At 61.8% G+C, this 18,348-nt stretch carries 10 protein-coding genes; 1 reads left to right on the top strand and 9 read right to left on the bottom strand.

Annotated features, from left to right (window positions below; translation table 11 throughout):
- The 3 genes from HX839_RS31225 to HX839_RS31215 form a co-directional block, all read right to left on the bottom strand.
- Positions 1-2,048: Ig-like domain-containing protein (locus tag HX839_RS31225; protein WP_177068209.1), on the bottom strand; the 2,048-nt coding region annotated here is incomplete at its 3' end.
- An 868-nt stretch (positions 2,049-2,916) separates the two neighbouring features.
- A complete protein-coding gene (gene mmsB, locus HX839_RS31220) occupies positions 2,917-3,804 on the bottom strand; it encodes a 3-hydroxyisobutyrate dehydrogenase (RefSeq protein ID WP_003214181.1) in 888 nt (295 codons plus the stop codon).
- A 14-nt stretch (positions 3,805-3,818) separates the two neighbouring features.
- Positions 3,819-5,336 carry a CoA-acylating methylmalonate-semialdehyde dehydrogenase gene (locus HX839_RS31215; protein ID WP_087694896.1) on the bottom strand — a complete coding sequence of 506 codons (1,518 nt, stop codon included), beginning with the start codon at positions 5,334-5,336 and terminating at the stop codon, positions 3,819-3,821.
- A gap of 131 nt (positions 5,337-5,467) precedes the next feature.
- Here HX839_RS31215 and HX839_RS31210 point away from each other — a divergent pair, with 131 nt between their 5' ends.
- Positions 5,468-6,415, top strand: coding sequence for a LysR family transcriptional regulator (locus HX839_RS31210; RefSeq protein ID WP_087694895.1), 948 nt, complete (start codon positions 5,468-5,470; stop codon positions 6,413-6,415).
- Between the two features lie 135 nt (positions 6,416-6,550).
- Here HX839_RS31210 and HX839_RS31205 read toward each other — a convergent pair whose 3' ends face one another.
- From HX839_RS31205 to recC, 6 genes are all read right to left on the bottom strand, one after another.
- Positions 6,551-7,042, bottom strand: a complete 492-nt coding sequence (locus HX839_RS31205; protein ID WP_003214188.1) for an OmpA family protein — start codon at positions 7,040-7,042, stop codon at positions 6,551-6,553.
- A 4-nt stretch (positions 7,043-7,046) separates the two neighbouring features.
- A complete protein-coding gene (locus tag HX839_RS31200) occupies positions 7,047-8,315 on the bottom strand; it encodes a diguanylate cyclase domain-containing protein (RefSeq protein WP_177068208.1) in 1,269 nt (422 codons plus the stop codon).
- Positions 8,312-8,881, bottom strand: a complete 570-nt coding sequence (locus tag HX839_RS31195; RefSeq protein WP_177068207.1) for a YfiR family protein — start codon at positions 8,879-8,881, stop codon at positions 8,312-8,314. Before HX839_RS31195 ends, HX839_RS31200 begins: the two co-directional genes overlap by 4 nt.
- A gap of 161 nt (positions 8,882-9,042) precedes the next feature.
- On the bottom strand, positions 9,043-11,094 hold the full coding sequence (recD, locus tag HX839_RS31190) for an exodeoxyribonuclease V subunit alpha (protein WP_177068206.1): 2,052 nt from the start codon (positions 11,092-11,094) through the stop codon (positions 9,043-9,045).
- Positions 11,091-14,768, bottom strand: a complete 3,678-nt coding sequence (gene recB, locus HX839_RS31185) for an exodeoxyribonuclease V subunit beta (RefSeq protein WP_177068205.1) — start codon at positions 14,766-14,768, stop codon at positions 11,091-11,093. Before recB ends, recD begins: the two co-directional genes overlap by 4 nt.
- A complete protein-coding gene (gene recC / locus HX839_RS31180; RefSeq protein ID WP_177068204.1) occupies positions 14,765-18,214 on the bottom strand; it encodes an exodeoxyribonuclease V subunit gamma in 3,450 nt (1,149 codons plus the stop codon). The genes recB and recC overlap by 4 nt, the downstream gene beginning before the upstream one ends.
- Between the last annotated feature and the right edge of the window lie 134 nt (positions 18,215-18,348).

Here is an 18,348-nt window from a genome sequence, read left to right as displayed (position 1 = left end):
TCAGCATCAGCATCAGCATCGGCGTCCGCGTCGGCATCCGCATCAGCGTCAGCGTCAGCGTCAGCGTCAGCGTCAGCGTCAGCGTCAGCGTCGGCGTCGGCATCAGCATCGGCATCGGCATCGGCATCGGCATCAGCGTCGGCATCCGCATCAGCGTCCGCATCGGCATCGGCGTCGGCGTCGGCATCCGCATCAGCATCAGCATCCGCATCCGCATCCGCATCCGCATCGGCGTCAGCATCCGCGTCGGCATCGGCATCGGCATCGGCATCGGCATCCGCGTCAGCATCCGCATCAGCGTCCGTATCATCAATATCAACAGCGATCACAGAAGCCGGAACAGACTCGTTGCCTGCTGCATCGGTCAATGTGACAGCCAGTGTTTCGCCGTTAACCTGAAGCGGATCCAGGGTGACTTGAAAATTACCGTCGTCGCCGACCGTGCCAGTGCCGATCACGTTGCCATCGGCGTCTTTCACGGTAACGGTCGCGCGCGGTTCGCCCTTGCCGGTGACGGTGCTGCCATCTTCGCCAACCACCAGGTTGGTTGGGGCATCCGGGGCGATGGTGTCCCCCGCGATGACGATGCCTGGCAGGGATTCCTTGCCCGAGAAGTTGCGCAGGAACACGCGTAGCCGCTCGCCATTGATGTGCAGCGAGTTCAGTTGCACCAGGAATGTGCCGTCATCTGCCACTGTTCCGCTGCCGACCACTTCACCAGCATCGTTGAGGATGATGACTTTGTGGGCCGCGGCGCCTTCACCGCTGAGCGTGTCACCCACGTCACTGATTGCCAGGTTGCGCGGCGCAAGCGGTGTCTCAATATCGGCGACAACCAGCGCACCCGGAGCCGACTCATTGCCGGCAGCGTCTTTGAGCGTGATCGCCAGGCTTTCGCCTTCGGACGCGGGTGTGTCGAGCGAAACCTGGAAATTGCCATCCGCGCCGACGGTGCCCGTACCGATCACATTGCCGCTGGCATCCTTGATGCTCACGGCAGCGTTCGGTTCACCTTTACCGCTGACAGTTGCGCCATCGGCACTGATCACCAGGTTGGTCGGCGCATCCGGGGCGGTGCTGTCGCCCGCCACCACGGGGCTGGCGGACGATTCATTGCCGGCAGCATCCTTGAGGGTGACTTGCAGGGTTTCGCCATTGGTTTGCGCAGCTCCCAGGGTGACCTGGAAGTTGCCTTCAGCATCCACGGTGCCGGTGCCGAGGACCTCGCCATTGGCATCCTTGATGATCACGGTCGAATTAGGCTCGCCCTTACCGCTGACGGTTGTACCGTCTGCACTGACGGCCAAACCGTTCGGTGCGGCGGGGGCGGTTGTATCACCCGCTACCACAGACGCAGGTTGCGATTCCTGACCCGCGGCATCCTTGAGGACGACTTGCAGGGTTTCGCCATTGGTTTGCGGCTTGTCCAGGTTGACCTGGAAGTTGCCGTCGGTACCCACAGTGCCTGTGCCCAGTACGTTACCGGCGGCATCCTTGACCGTGACTGTGGTGCCAGGCTGACCTTTACCGCTGACCACCGTGCCCGCGCTGTTGACCGATAAACCGGTCGCAGCACCGGGTGCAGGAACTGGCGTTTGATGATGATGGCCACCACCACCGCCACCACCGCTCAATGCCGCGGCGGTACCGCCGACGGCGAGGATGCCCAAGCCCCACAGCACCCAGTCCGGCACCGCACTGTCAGCGGCAATGGCTGCCACACCCAGGTCGTCCAGGGTCGAGATTTCGGTGAAGTTGAAACCCGAATACGGCGTGGAATAGTTGCCGAGCAACAATGTTCCGTCGGCATTTTCCAGTACCAGTTGGTTAGCGGAGCCGTCGGCTCCCACCACAAAAAAGTTCTGAATGGTGATGGTTTCTCCAGACTTCAGAGTGACCACCAGGTTTTGGCCGGACTGTTGAAACGATTGAACGCTTTCTTGTCCGAACGGCAGTTTTACAATGCTGGTTCCCTTGAGGCTGGCGTTGCCAAAGGCATGCTCTGTCGCCGTCCCCGTTGCCTTGTCGACAATAGTTATGTTTTTCATCTCTCACCCGTTTTTTATATGGACACACGTATTTCAGCGCGAGCGAATGCCCACGACGGTAGTTACCGCCGAGCACGAAACTCTTTTTGCGTTTATATAGGACTGGTCAGGATTTACAGCGATCAACCGACGCCGGTTTCTTCACGACATTGCAGACCCACACGCGTGCGCTTGCAACACGCTGACACCGAATGAGGTGGCACATCCTTGGCGTCAGAATAAGCCTGCCCGGGCCTTGGGCTGGACTGCATCGCAGCCCAGAGGTCGAGCAACCGGGAGAGGTGACGGGCCAGGATGCGGGCTTTTTCAAGTTCCAGGGCGGCCTCGTTCGATAAGGCCGATAGCCCTGGGAAACCCGATGTACGCATCCATTCGCTAGCCATCTCTGACACACCTGCACAACTTTGAAAGTACAACGCTTCGGCGGAAGTTATCGAGACGCAGCAACCATGACAACGCTCGCAAAACCGATACTAGCGAGGCAGTAGTCAACATCAAAGAGAAATGTAAACACGCAATAAACATGGGTGTTTAATGAGGGAAGCCACGACAAACCGAACACACATAACCGAGAAATCAATTATAACGGCATGATAATCGAGCGCCCCATGGACACTCACCAAATGAATAACCCATGATCAAAAACATGATATTTCAGCGTCACACCTGAAACTTGTAAAAGTTTATTTCACAACTATAACAATGCAAAAAAACCTTATCCCTAGGCATTAGTCGATAAGTAATACCGCCCTCCCACAAACGTCGCGAAGGGGTTTATTCAGGTCAAAAAAAAGCACCAGTAGTGAGCTGGTGCTGGAAGGTCTACGCAGTAAAAATCAGGGGCCCACAGTGAAGAAGGACAATCGCCCTACTTTGGTTTTCGATAGCTGTTGATGATCGCCGAGAAGTCCTTGCCCCCTTCCCCACGTTGGCTCATCGATTGATACAACTGCTGCGCCACTGCGCCGAGGATCACCGGCTGGTGTGCCTGGCGGGCCGCTTCAGTGGCCAGTCCCAGATCCTTGAGCATCAGTTCCGCACCAAACCCACCGGTATAACCCCGGGACGACGGCGCCGTCTCGATAATCCCGGGCCATGGGTTGTAGGTGTCCGAACTCCAGCAGCGCCCGGTGGAGCTGTTGATGATTCCCGCCAACACTTGGGTGTCGATGCCCAGCGCATCGCCCAGGGCCATGGCTTCGCTGACGCCTACCATGGTGATACCCAGCAGCAGGTTGTTGCAGATCTTGGCGATTTGCCCGGTGCCGACTTCGCCGCAATGGACGATGTTGCGGCCCATCTGCGCCAGCACCGGTTGCAGGGTGGCGAACAGTTCCGGGGTGGCGCCGACCATGAAGGTCAACGTCCCGGCCTGGGCACCGCCGGTGCCGCCGGACACTGGAGCATCCGCCATCACCACGCCTTGTTTCGCTGCCGCCGCCGCTACATCGCGGGCGGTCTGCGGGTCGATGGTGCTGCAATCCACCGCCGGCACGCCTTTGCCGATGCCGGCGAGCACGCCGTCTTCACCGAGCCACACACTGCGCACATGGGCCGCAGCCGGGAGCATGGTCACCACCAACTCGGCGCCTTCGGCTGCCGCGCGCGGTGAAGCGCTGATGGTGCCGCCCAGTTCCGCCAGTTCCTTGAGCACGGTCTGGTTCAGGTCGAACAGGTTCAGCGCATGGCCAGCCTTGATCAGGTTGCGCGCCATCGGCGCGCCCATGTTGCCCAGGCCGATAAATGCAATCTTCATGGTCGTCTCCTCGATCAGCGCAGGTTGATGGTGGTGTTGACGCCATCGTTGACGCTGTCGTCGTCGAACCAGCGGCTGGTGACGGTTTTGGTCTGGGTGTAGAACTGCACCACTTGCTTGCCGTACGGGCCCAGGTCGCCGAGTTTCGAACCACGGGAACCGGTGAAGCTGAAGAACGGAACCGGCACGGGAATCGGGATGTTGATGCCAACCTGGCCCACATCGATTTCGCTCTGGAATTTACGCGCCGCCGCGCCGCTCTGGGTGAACAGGCCGGTGCCGTTGCCGAACGGGTTGGCGTTGACCAGGGCGATGGCTTGGTCGAGGGTGTCGACTTCCAGCACCACCAGTACCGGGCCGAAGATTTCCTGGGTGTAGATCTGCATGTCGGTGGTCACGCCGGAGAACAACGTCGGGCCGACGAAATTGCCGTCCTCGAAGCCCGGCACCTTGATGCCGCGGCCATCCAGCTCCAGCTTGGCACCTTCTTTTACGCCGCTTTCGATCAGGTCGAGAATGCGTGCCTTGGCGCGCTTGGAGATTACCGGACCCACATCGGTACCGGCTTCGCTGCCGGCGTTCACCTTGAGCTTTTGCGCCAGGGCCTTGAGGTCCGGCAGCCATTGCTTGGCCGCGCCTACCAGCACCACCACGGAAGTTGCCATGCAACGCTGACCCGCCGCACCGAAACCGGCACCGACCAGGGCGTTCAGGGTTTGTTCGCGATTGGCATCCGGCAGCACCACGGCGTGGTTCTTGGCGCCCATCATGGATTGCACGCGCTTGCCGTGTTTACCGGCGAGGTCGTAGACGTGAGTCCCCACGGCGGTCGAACCGACGAAGGACACGGCCTTGATATCTTTGTGGGTGCACAGCGCATCCACCACGTCCTTGCCGCCGTGAACCACGTTCAGCACACCGGCTGGCACCCCGGCTTCCAGCGCCAGTTCAACCAGCAGCAGGGTCGACAGCGGGTCCTGTTCCGATGGCTTGAGTACGAACGTGTTACCGCAGGCAATGGCCATCGGGAACATCCACAGCGGAATCATCGCCGGGAAGTTGAACGGGGTGATGCCGGCGCACACGCCGATCGGCTGGCGCAGGGTGTAGGTATCCACACCGCCGGCGACGTTTTCAGCGAATTCGCCCATCTGCAGGGTGCCGATGGAGCACGCGTGCTCGACCACTTCCAGGCCACGGAAAATGTCGCCTTCAGCGTCGGCAATGGTCTTGCCCTGCTCGGTACTCAGGACCACGGCGATGCGCTTGGAGTGCTCGCGGATCAAGGCTTGCAGCTTGAGCATGATGCGCATGCGTGCACCGATCGGCGTCAGCTTCCAGGTCTGGAAGGCGCGATGGGCGGCGTCGATGGCAGCGTTGACTTCTTCAGGGGTGGAAAACGGTACGCGGGCCAGCACTTGCTGGGTAGCGGGGTTGACGATGTCTTGCCATTCGGTGGTCCTGGATTCGACCCACTCGCCGTTGATCAGCAGCTTGACCTGTTTTACGGAAATATCGGCAGATGCGTTCATGTGGTCTCCAATTCTTGTAGGTATGCAGAGAACCAAGGCGTTGAATCGCCTTGAGGATGAGGCGTTCGGACTGTTTTTGGAGTATAGATGTGCAAACTTCTAATAAGAACGCACATAAAAGCCGGTCCAATATGCAAAAAAACATCACGTCACTGGGCTCCCTGAACTGGGATGACCTGAAGTTTTTCCTCGAAGTCGCGCGTACCCGCAAGGCCAGCGTCGCTGCCAAGCGCCTGGCGGTGGACTACACCACGGTGTCGCGGCGCATCAGTTCCCTTGAAGGATCGTTGGGCACTCTCCTGTTTGAAAAGTCCCGGACCAACGGCTTCGTATTGACCACCGAAGGCCAGCGCCTGCTGGGCTACGCCGAGTCCATCGAAAGCACGTTGCACATGGCCTGCGAACAGGTTTCCGGCTCCGGCGTGGCGCTGTCCGGCCACGTGCGCATGGGCTGCACCGAAGGGTTCGGCAGCTTCTTCGTCACCCCGCAACTGAGCCACTTCGTCGACACCTACCCGGCGATCTCGGTGGACATCCTGCCCCTGCCCCACTTCATCAGCCTGTCCAAGCGCGAGGCGGATATCGTCATCGCCCTGGAACGGCCGGAGCATGGGCCGTACGTGTGCTGCAAGCTGTGCGACTACAAGCTGCAGCTGTACGCGACGCAGGAATACCTGGACCAGCACCCGCCCATCCGCCGGGCGGCGGACCTGGCCGAGCATCCGTTTATCAGCTACGTGGATGATTTAGCGTTCAGTTCAGAGCTGCTGTACCTGGCCAATGTAGTGCCCGGCGCCAGCGCCAGTTTGCGCAGCACCAGCGTGATTGCGCAGTATGTGGCGGCGCAGCAAGGGCGCTCGCTGGCGATCCTGCCGTGCTTTTTGGCGGCACAGGACCCGCGATTGCTGCCGGTGCTTTCGAAGGAGATAAACATTACGCGGCAGTTCTGGATGTACTGCCGCGAGGACTTGAGGAAGTTGAAACGGATCACCCTGCTGTGGGATTACATCCGTGAGGTGACCGAGCAGAATCAGCCGTTGTTGATGGGGGAAACGCGGGAGATGGTGTTTGCCGATTAAATAAAATGTGGGAGCCGGGCTTGCCCGCGATAGCAGTGTGTCAGTCACCCAATACATCAACTGATCCACCGCCATCGCGGGCAAGCCCGGCTCCCACATTGATTGCATTCCAACTCGAACTGCCCGAAAGCCAGACTAGTCCGCAATCACCACAATCGACACCCGGCGATTCTCGGTGCGCCCCGCCGCTGTCGCGTTGGACGCCACCGGCTCGCTGCTGCCCAGTCCGCGCAGTTGTACGTTTTCTTCTTTCATCCCAACGCCTGCCAACACGTGCGCGACGCTTTTGGCTCGGCGCAGGGACAGTTGCTGGTTGTAGGTTTCCTTGCCCGAGGCGTCGGTGTGGCCGTCGACCCGCACGCGCTCAATGCCCACGCCCAGCAGCGCCTTGCCGATGCGCTGGACGATCTCGGTGCTGGGGGCATTCAGACTTTCGACGTCGCTGCCAAACAGCACCTTGCCCGAGAGGCCGAAGGCCCAGCCTTCGTCAGTCAGTTCAAAACCCTGCTGTTTGAGCACGGCGATTTGCGCCGGTGTCAGGCCTTTGGGCGGCGGGGTCTGGCAGCCGCTCAGGGCGAGCAGAGCCACGAGCAAGGTGATGAATAAAAAGCGTGCGGTCGAGAACAAGGGATCAACTCCTGTGTTGAACGTCGGCGGCGGGGGACTCCGATTCCGCCGTTTGCTGGCCACCCTGGGAAAGCCGTTTGGCCTGGTACATCGCCGCATCGGCGGCGTTGAGCAGGTTACCGGGGGTGGCGCCATGATCGGGGTAGACGGCGATGCCGATACTGAGTGAGGTCAATACGTGGGCGTCGCCGGGCAGCGCAATGGGCGCGTCCATGCTGGCGATGATTTTTTCGGCAATGCGCTGGGCGTCCTCAAGTCGGTGCAGAGGCGACAGCAAGATGGCGAATTCATCGCCGCCCAGGCGTGCCACCAGGTCGTCTTCACGCAGTTGCGCACGAATGCGCTTAGCCACTGCCACCAATACCGCATCGCCGGCGGCGTGGCCAAAGTTGTCGTTGATGTCTTTAAAGCGGTCGCTGTCGAGGAACAAGACCGCTACTTTCTCGTTGAGCTTGGCGGCGCTGCGCAGGGCGCGGATCAGCCGACCTTCGAAGAACGCACGGTTGGGCAGCCCGGTCAGGCTGTCGTGGCTGGCCTGGTGGGCGAGGGTTTCGTTTTCGCTTTGCAGGTGGGTCTGCCAGGCCTCCAGTTCGTCGAGCAGGGCATTGAAGTCATTGCCCAGGCTGTCGAGTTCGGCGATTTTCGCCGGCGGTACGCGTCGGTCAAAGGCCCGCTCGCTTCGGGCGGCGTGGGCCACCGAGGCCAGGCTGTGCAACGGTCCGGTGATGCCGCGTAACAAACGCCGCGCCAGGTACAGTGCAACCCAGGCGCTGAGGGCGGTGCACACCAGAATCCCGGCAAGGCCGCTGAGCAGGAAGCGCAACAGGCTGCCGCCGTGGCCGGTCAGGTGCACGCTGCCGATGACCTGGCCCTGGTGCAGGATCGGTTGGGTGATGGGTTGTTCGAGCAGGGCATGCGCCAACTGCAGCTCAATCATCGACAGCATCCCGGTTTCAGGGCGCCCCCAATGGGCCAGTTGCTTGCCGTCGACGTTGAAGACTTCCGCCTCGGCCACTTCTTCCTCCGAGGCAATCACGGCCAAGGCTTCGGTGGCCGCCGCGCTGTCGTTGAACACCACCGCGGCTTCCACGGTGTAGTTGATGGAGCGGGCGATCAGGTGCAGGTTGTGGTCGGCATACACCCGCAGCGCGAGCACGCCGAGCAGGGTCAGGGAGATACTGGCCATGCTGACCGCCATCAGCGCCAGGCTCAGGTGCCCGCGCCCGATCACTGAACGCAAGGTAGGACGCACTGGCGCCTTATCGACACTCATGACCCCGGCGCTCGACGTCGGGACAGTTGCAGCACACTCGGATGAATGCGCACACCGCTACGGGCAACGGAATCCAGGTTGACCTCGAACGACACCTGCTCGTCGGCCACCCGCAGGCAGAACAGGCTGCCCACGGTGCATTGGTCGCCGCCTTCGCTGATGCTGAGCACCGGATGGCCGATCAGTGATGCGAACAGGCGGCTGCGCTCGTCGCTGGTCAATTGGCCGATGTACACGGCATCGCAGGCATTGGCGATGTCTGGATGGTCGGCCAGCAAACGCTGCACCACTACCGGACGGCCGGTAGCCTGGGTGGTGCCTTTGACCAGGTCATCGGTGTATTGGGTTGGCCCGACGATGCACAAACGCAATTGCGCGGGCTCTACCGGCCAGCGGGCGTAACTGAGAATACCCAGGACCACTTGGGTGACGGCCTTGGCCCGCTGATCGGCCATGCCGGCAGGCGGCTGGGCAATAACGAGGGGCGTGAACACGCACAGAAGCGCCAACAGCAGCATTCGTCTCCAGCTCAAACTTCGCTCTGTGGGCGAGACAGCCACGTTCATGCAGCGATTCTCTTTGATCTTCTCGGGATGATGCCGCAACGATAGCACAACGGCGGAAAACCCCCGAGGCGACACCCAGGAGGATTCCGACATTTTATTAAGAAAAATCACACATTTGGATCAGAAAATTTAGATGACTCATTGGTCAGCTTCTTTGACGATCAAGTGCCCAGTTCCAGCATCAGCCCACTCAAGCGTTTCACCTTGCGGCTCACCGCCTCTTCGAATACGCCACCCCGCGGTTCGATCAGGCTGAACCAGTCCTTGGCGCGGGTGATGCCGGTGTAGATCAGCTCTTTGGTGAGCACCGGGTTCAAGGCGTCCGGCAGAATCAGTGCGGTGTGGGTGAATTCAGAGCCCTGAGATTTGTGCACCGTCATCGCATAGACGGTTTCGACGTCGTTGAGCCGGCTGGGCAACACAAACCGTACGCCGCCCTGGCCATCGTTGCGCGGGAACGCGACGCGCAGAACCTGCGGCCCGCCGTCGCTTTCGGGCAGCTTGAGGGCGATACCGATATCGCCGTTCATCAGGCCCAGGCCGTAATCGTTGCGAGTCATCAACACCGGACGCCCTTCGTACCATTGCTGGTCGCTGTCGATCAGCCGGGCCTTGAGCAGCGCGGCGGTGATGCGCAGGTTCAAGCCCTCCACGCCCCATGGGCCCTTGCGTACGGCGCAGAGCAGCTGGAAAGCGTCGAAGGCTTTCAGCAGCTTCTGCGCCCACAGAGTCCAGGCCTCGTCATCCCGTGGCGTCTCCAGGGACGGACGCGCGGTCTGCAGCAGTTTCAGGTAATGGCGATAACCGTGGGCACCGTCGCCATGGCCGTCCAGCACCAGGCGCTCCAGGGCATGGTCCTGCTCGCCCTTGAGGCTGACGCAAAACAGGTCGGCATGGCTGCGGGCAGCCAGCAGTTTGCGGGCCTGATCAGGGTTTTGCTGGTTGACCCAGCGGGCCAGTTGGCCAATGCCGCTGCCTTCGCCGAAACGCCGCGAGTAACGCAGCATCACCACTTGTTGCGCCAAGGGATGGCTACCGTCGAGGTCTTCCTGCAGGCCGCTGGCGCCGAGGTCTTCGCCGCTGACCTGTTGCAGCCACTGGCGGGTTTGCGGGCTGTAGAAACCGGCTTCGGCGTCGCGGCACAAATCCCCCAGCACCGCCCCGGCTTCAACCGAGGCCAACTGGTCCTTGTCACCCAGCAGCACCAGGCGAGCATGGGGTGGCAAGGCGTCCAGCAGGTTGGCCATCATTTCCAGGTCGATCATCGAGGCTTCGTCTACCACCAGCACGTCCAGGGGCAACGGATTGCCGATGTGATGCCGGAAGTGTCGGGTGCCGGGACGGCTGCCGAGCAAACGGTGAACGGTGGTGACCTGGGTCGGGATTTTTTCCTTCACCGCATCAGGCACTTTCAGAGACAGCACTTGCTGGCTGATGGACTCGGTCAAGCGCGCGGCCGCCTTGCCGGTGGGCGCGGCCAGACGGATGCGCAACGCGCTGCCCGCTTCCACGGCGGGGGCCTGCAACAGCGCAAGCAAACGCACCACCGTGGTGGTCTTGCCGGTACCCGGCCCGCCGGTGACGATGCTGAATGCACCGCGGGTGGCCAAGGCGCAGGCGAGTTTTTGCCAGTCGACAACACCGTCTGGCGGGGCCTGGTCGAACAGGCGATTCAGGCGTTCGGGCAGATCGGCGGCAACGCTTTCCCGGGTGGCGAGTCGCAGGCGCAAAGCGCTGTCGATGCGCCGTTCGTAGGTCCAGTAGCGGCGCAAGTACAGGCGCTTGCCCGACAGCACCAGTGGCCGGCTTTGCGCCTCCTCGCTGCCGTCGACGGCCAGTGCCACCAGACGGCTGGCGGCCAGGGCATGGCACCAATGGGCGCCGTCCAGGCCGTCGAGCAACTGTGATGGCAGCAGCATGACGCCGGTTTGCACATCGCCTTCGGGTGGCAGCGACAGAGCGAAATCCGGGGCCTTGAGGGTTTCGAACAGGTCCAGGCACACATGGCCATGGCCCAGTTGGTGGCTGGTCAGGGCCGCGGCCAGCAGGACTAAAGGGTCAGCCTGCGGATCGAGTTCGTGGAGGAAGCCGACAAAGGCCTTGTCCAGCGCGCGCAACCAGCCGCGCTGCACCCAGAGATCGAGCAGTTGCACCAGGTCGGCGGCGCGGCTGAGGGGCGTCAGCTCCTCAAGCGGTAACGGCGACAGGCTCATAGCAGCTCTCCTTGTTCCCAGGCGGGCTCGGCCTTGGGTGGTAGCGGTTTGCCCTGGAACAGCAGGTCCAGGCTTTCGATCAATTCCCGGGGCGGTCGGGTGAAATACGCGCCCTGGCTCGCGGAATGGGTGCCCCGCAGGAACAGGTACAACGCGCCGCCGACGTGACGGTCGTAGTCGTAATCCGGCTGCCGCGCCTTCAGCTGGCGATGCAGGGCCAGCAGGTAAAGTACGTATTGCAGGTCGTAACGATGGTCGAGGATCGACAGTTCCATGGCCTGCTGTGTGTAGGCCGAATCATCGGAACCAAGCCAATTGGATTTGTAGTCGGCCACGTAGTAGCGGCCTTCGTGTTCAAAGGTCAGGTCGATAAAACCCTTGAACATGCCGTTGAGCAGCACCGGTTCGGCGGCCACGCGGGATACGCCATTGTGAGTGTGCTGGCACACCAGTTTGTCGAGTGCGAGGACGTCGACTTTGTGGCTGGCAAACCAGAACTCCATTTCAATCTGGTACTGCCGCAACTCGCTAAGGGCCACCTGCCCGTTGCCCAGCGGCAACCGGGCTTGCAACAGATGCCCGAGCCAACCGCCGAGTGTGCCGATCCAGCCTTCCCAGCCGCGTCGGTTGCAGCGGCGGGCGACCGCATCTTCGATGGCCTCCGGGGTAACATTGAAGCCTTCGCCGCCCGCCCATTCCAGCAGGCCATGGAGAAAGGTGCCGGGATTCGGCCCGCGTGGGAAACGGTGAATATCGCCACCGGAAGCCGGCACTTCGCGTGGGGCATCCGGGTCGAGGCGTTCGTCATCGAACAGCTTCTGCGCTTGTGGGCTTTCCGGCGCTTCGAGGCTCGCCGCACTCATGCTCTCGCCGATACGCAGCGCACTGTAGGAAGCGATCCACCAGTTTTCTGCCGCCTTGCGCTTGGGCAGCAGCGGCGCGAGCAAGGTGGCTTGGTTACGCGGCGGGTGGAATACGACCGCATCGGCCTCGGGCATTTCTGCGTAATGCAGTGCCGGGCAACCTTCCTGCAGGTCAAGCAACCAGCGGGCCAGGCCGCCGGACTCGCCAAGTGAAGCGCCGCCGCCGAGCAAGTAGCCCAGGGCCGACAGGTGCAGCACCGAGCTGTTGTTATTGCCACGCTTGAGGTCGGCGATGCCCAGCCAGCAGGCGTGTTTGGCGCGGGTCAGCGCCACGTAAAACAGACGCAAGTCTTCGGCCAGCCGTTCATCGTCGGCTTGGGCGATCAACTCGGCGGTGGGCCTGAGGCTGACCTGGGATTTGCCGTTTGCGTCGTGGTAATGCAACGGCAGGCGGCTGCCATCCACCGGTTTTGCCGAGCAAATGAACGGCAGGAAAACCAGGTCGTATTCCAGCCCCTTGGATTTGTGGATCGTTACCACTTTGACCAGTTGTTCATCACTTTCCAGGCGCAGGATCTGCTCTTCACCGGCCTGGCCGGAAAGCGCGAGATGTTCGGCCAGATGGCGAATCAGCGCTTGTTCACCGTCCAGCTCTGCGGCCGCCTGTTGCAGCAATTCCGAGAGGTGCAACAGGTTGGTCAATACCCGCTCGCCATCGCTGCGGGTGATCAGGGTTTGCGGCAATTTGAAGTCGTGCAACAGGCGCCGCAGCATCGGCAGCACGCCTTGGGTGCGCCAGATCGTACGGTAATCGCGGAACTGCATTACGCGTTGTTCCCACGCCAGTTCGTCCTGGTTCAGACGCTCCAGTTCGGGCAGCGACAGGTTCAAGGTGACGCAAGCCAGGGCGGCGCGCAGTGGGCGCTCGACGTCCGGCTCGGCACAGGCCTTGAGCCAGGCCAGCAGGTCGTGGGCTTCCTGGGCGGCGAACACAGAATCCTTATCGGAGAGGTAAACGCTGCGCACGCCACGGGCAGCCAGTTCACCGCGCACGGCCTGGGCTTCCTTGCCGTCGCGCACGAGGATGGCGATGTCTGACGGCAGCACGCCTTTGAAGCTAGCGTCTTTGCCGAGGAATCCGGCAGTTCCCTGCTGGCCGCCATTGAGTAACGCGACGATTTGACTGGCACAGGACGCGGCCAACTGTTGGCGGTAGAGCACGCCGGAGATCGGCTGGTCGGTGGGTAGATGCCAGAGATTCAGCGCAGGCAACGTCTGACCGTTGACCTGCAGTTGTTCCTTACGGCCTTGGGACAATACCGACTGGAACGGCACCGGATTCGTACCGTCGGGTTCACGGAACAGGAACGCTCCACGGCCTTTTTCTGCGCGCTGGAATACGTGGTTTACCGCCTCGACCATGGCGTGGCTCGAACGGAAGTTGGTGCCCAGGGTGTGATGGCGGCCGGTGGTGGACTGGCGCGCGCGCAGGTAGGTGTAGATGTCGGCGCCACGGAAGGCGTAGATCGCCTGCTTTGGGTCGCCGATCAGGAACAGGCCGCTGTCGAGGTGGTTTTCTTCGATGCGGTAGATACTGTCGAAGATGCTGTATTGCACCGGGTCGGTGTCCTGGAATTCGTCGATCAGGGCGACCGGGAATTGCTCGCGGATCACGCTGGCCAAACGCTCGCCGCCGTCGGCTTGCAGGGCGGCGTTGAGGCGGATCAGCATGTCGTCGAAGCCCATTTCGGCGCGCCGGCGCTTTTCTTCTTCGAAGCGTTTCCCCACCCAGCCGGCGGCGTGTTGCAGTACAGCAGCATCGGGCGTTGGCAGGGCGTCGAGGCTGGCCTTGAGACTGGCCATGGCGTCGATACCCGGATGGCGTGGTGGTTCGCCTTTCCAGGCTTCGGCCATGCCGTCGGGGGTCAGGCGGGTGAAACCGGTGCCGATGTCCAGTTGTTCGAGAGACTCGTCAGTTGCCCAGGCGCTGATTTTTTCGAACCAGGGTTCGAAGTAACGGGCTTGCATCTTGCGACCATCGACGGCTTTGGCGGCGACGGCCTGCAGGCAAATGTTGCGCAATTCTTCTGCCCATTGTTGCCAGGGTGCCTTGAGCGCGACGAGGGCTTGGCGGCGCTCTTGCAGGCATTCGTTGATCAGCTCGGCGGGGTCACGCGTTTCATCCGTGGGCCGCTCGCTGCCGAACAGCGCGCGTACCCGTGGCATCAGGGCCGCCGGGCCGCCCCAATTGTTGCGCACCCAGTTCAGCGCATCGTCGTGCATCGGGTAGCAGAACAGCCGCCAGTAGTCGCGCAGCACTTCGCCGAGCAGGTCGCTGTGGTCAGTTTCCAGGGTCTGGGTGAACAGGCTGCCGCTGTCGAAGGCGTGCTCGCGCAGCATACGCTGGCACCAGCTGTGAATGGTCGAGACGGCGGCTTCATCCATCCACTGGGCGGCGATGTCCAGGCGATTGGCACAGCCGGGCCATTGTTCGGGGCTGTATTGGTCGCGCAGTTCGGCGATCAACGCGTCGGGTTCTTCGATTTCTTCGCGGAAAAAACGCGCGGCTTCTGCCAGGCGGATTCGGATGCGTTCACGCAGCTCTTTGGTGGCGGCATCGGTGAAGGTCACGACGAGAATTTGCGGCGGCAGCAACTCGCGGCCGAAACCCGATTCGTCCCCTCCGTGGCCGAGTACCAGCCGCAGGTAGAGCGCTGAGATAGTGAATGTCTTGCCTGTGCCGGCACTGGCTTCGATCAGTTGGCTGCCCTTGAGCGGGAAGGCCAGGGCCAGGGGTTTTGTACCGCTCATGCGCTGGCCTCCGCGCTGGTGAGTGATCGCCAGGGAGCGTTGATCAACGGTCGATAGAGGGTTTCGCACCAGCCTTCGAACTCTTCGCTAGCCATCAAGGCGGCGTAGTCGGGGAACTGTCGGATGAGCGCAGGGCTTTCACGGCGCTCGCCGTCGCTGGTTTGGCCGTCGCCTTCGTAGGCTTTGCTGGCGGCGGCTTGCGCTTTGGCCGGGTCGGTTTGACCGAGCCAGGCGAATGCGGTTTTAACGGCGACCGGCAGTGGTTCGCTCATGCCGGTTTTCCAGGCGAGCAGCAGGTTGCCGAGGAGCTCCCGGGCTGTGGCTTGCTCAAGTGGGGCCAATAGCAGTGTGTCGTCGCTGGCGACCAGGCCGGTACTTAACGGAAGGCCGCAGGCACAGGCCACCAGGTGGTTGACCCATGGGCGAATCAGGCGATGCCACTTACGGGTCTTGATCGAGCCGATGCTGTTGGGGATGGCGGTGACGCTTAGAAAGCCGCCATCGCTGCGTTGATGCAGGCCACTGATCCAACCTTCCAGCTGGATGCCTTGATGCTCAAAACTGATCGGTTCGGCGCTGGTGTGCGCAGTGGGCCAGAGTGCCAGGAGTTGCTGGTAACGCTGCAACAGGTCGGGCAGAGGCTCGATCAGTTCTTTGCGCAGGCATTCGCCGAAACCAACCATCGGCAACAAGCCACTGCCTTGCAGACGCAGGGCCTGGGCGTTGAGGGCTTCGTCGAGGTTGTCGGGGCGGGTGAGTGCCGCCGTGAGCAAACTGTCGCTCAGGCTATAGCGCTGCAGTGCATCGAGGACGAAGGGTTCTTCATCTTCCAGCGGGACTTCGGCGGCTTCGAAAAACACTTTCAGGCGCTGGCTGAAGAAGTGTTTGACCGGGTTGCGCAGGAAGTCTTGCAGTTGGCCGAGGCTCAGCGGTTCTTCCTGGGTGTAGGGTGCGAGGCTGCCGGTATCGGGCACGCTGTCCGGGGTTGCGTGGAGCAACTGCCATTCGCGGGCGTAGCTGAACAGCTTGTCACCTTCATGGAAGTAGCGGGCGCTGAAGGGCTGGAGCGGGTGTTCCTGGGTGGTGGCTTCCAGGAGTGGTTCGCCACTGGTGGTGTGCCAGCCGCTGGCAATGTGGTCGCGCAACTGCCCGATCAGGACCGATGCCGGGCGGTCACTGTTGTCGCGGATACTGCGGCCGACCCAACTGATGTAGAGCTGGTCGCGGGCGGAGAGCAGGGCTTCGAGCAACAGGTAGCGGTCGTCTTCGCGACGTGACCGATCGCCTGGGCGGTAGTCGCTGCCCATCAGGTCGAAGTCCAGCGGCGGTTGTGCGCGTGGGTAGTCGCCATCGTTCATGCCGAGTAGGCAAACCAGCTTGAACGGGATCGCGCGCATGGGCATCAAGGTACAAAAATTGACAGCTCCCGCGAGGAAGCGCTGGGACAGCCGGCCTTGGTCGAGGCCTGCCAGCCAGGCCTCGCGGACTACGGTCAGGGGTAATTCGTCATGCAGGCCGACGGACTCGCAGGTCTCCAGCCAGGTTTCTCTCAGTTGCTCGAGTTGACCCAACAGGTAGTCGTCGTGCTCGTTGCTCGGGAGGAAGAACAACTGCATCAGGTTTTGCAGGCGCTCGCCCCACTCTGTCGGCGCGGCAGGTTGCGAAAGTGCCTGGTGGGCATCGTGCAGCGCATCGAGCAGTGCGACTAGCGGGCCGATCAAGGCCGCATCGAGGCCGCCGATTTCATCGTACGGCTCGATGCCATCGCAGGCAGAGCCCGTACCAACGGCGTAGCCCAGGAGCATGCGACGTAGGCCGAACCGCCAGCTGTTTTGCTCCAGCTCCTGGGGCAAGCCGAGGCCGGCGCGTTGTTCGGCGTTGAGGCCCCAACGGATACCGGCGCCTTCGATCCAGCGGTGCAGGGTCGGCAGGTCGCGTTCCTTGATGGCGAAGCGTTCCCGCAGTGCCGGGACGTCGAGCAGGTCGAGGATTTCGCTGACCGGAAAGCGGCTGTCCGGGAGCTTGAGCAGGTGCTCGACGGCGATCAGTAACGGATCGCGGCCGCGCTGGCCCTGGTCCGTAAGCGTGAACGGAATGAAGCGTAGGTCGCTTCTTTCAAGCTGGCCGAATACGGCGCGAATATGCGGCGCGTAGCTGTCGACGTCGGGGACCATGACGATGATGTCCCGTGGGCGCAGCGTGGGGTCGGCGCTGAAGCGCTGCAGTAACTGGTCGTGAAGAACTTCAACTTCGCGTTGGGCACTGTGGGCGATGTGGAAGCGAATGGAAGTGTCGCGCGCCAGGTCGACGCTTGGCCAGAGTTCACGGGTTTCGTTGAGGGGGCGCAGTTCGAGGATGTCGTCCTGGAGTTGGTTGAGCAAGGTGGTGGGCTCGCTCTCGCTGAACAGGTCGATACGACCGTCACGGAATGCCGAGCGGTAACTGTTGGGGTCGTCGTAGCTGTCCAACAGGTTGATGTAGTCGCGACCTTGCTTACCCCAGGCAGCGAGCAGCGGGTGGGCGTGCTGATGCAGGGTTTGCGGGTCGATGGTGACCGGCATTCCGGCCTTGCGTGCCTGGCGCTTGTATTCGTTTCGGAGCAGGTCTTTGTCGGCGACGATGTCGGACCAGTGATGGCGACAAGGGTTGTGCACACACAGCAGCACCTGGCTGAAACGGGCGAGGCCGGCAAGGGCTTCCAGCGCTTGGGCTGGCAAGGAGGAAATGCCGAAGACGATCACGCGGGAGGGCAGGCCTATCGGTGCCTGCTCCAGGCTATTGATGCGCTCGATAAAGCGTTGGTGAACTCCGGCGCGACTTTGAGCCATGCCCTCCTCTCCTACGTCCAACAGCAGGGCGCGCCATAGTTCGGCTTGCCAGCAGTTGGCCGGGCTCAAAGGTTTGGATTCGCCACGGCCATTGCGCAGTTGATGGCGACCGGCAGCCCAATCTTCCAGCCAGTCAGCACGGTAGACCTGGTATTGGTCGAACAGGTCGGCGAGGCGTTCCGCGAGTTGGTAGCGTTTGCGCAGATCCGTATCGTGGGTCAGGAAGCGTTGCAGGGGTTCGAAATGGGGCTGATCGATCAGCTCGGGGAGCAGGCGCATGAGGCGCCAGGTCAGTGGGGCTTTGTCGAGCAGGGATTTGGGCGGGATCTCGTCTTTGCCTAGGACCATGCGATAGAGCTGCCACATGAAGCTGCCGGGAAGCTGCACATCAATAGCGGCAGCGATGCCGCAACCGCCCATGTCGTCGTCTTCAGGGTCTTCAGCCAGCGCCAGTTTCAGCCACTGAGCAATACCGTTGCTTTGTACCAGGGCGATTTCGTTTTCCAGGGGAGCCAGCGGGTAACGGCGCATCCAGCTGACAACCAGGCTGCGCAGCTCATCCAGGCGGTTGCCGTGAACCACCATGAATCCAGCACTGAGGGACGTCGCATCCGGCATAACGGCTTCCTTGGGAAAAGCAAAATCGAGGGATGGACTTTAGCATTGAAGACAATCGTAGGCTGCAAGTGAGGAACACTTGGAGACGCTCGCCATACTTTCCGACCGCGCAAAACAAAACCCCTGACTGCGTA

Source organism: Pseudomonas sp. I8001, from assembly GCF_013385345.1.
Taxonomy (GTDB): domain Bacteria; phylum Pseudomonadota; class Gammaproteobacteria; order Pseudomonadales; family Pseudomonadaceae; genus Aquipseudomonas.
The sequence above is the reverse complement of the archived record's forward strand: the minus strand, read 5'-3'. Positions and strand labels throughout refer to the sequence as shown.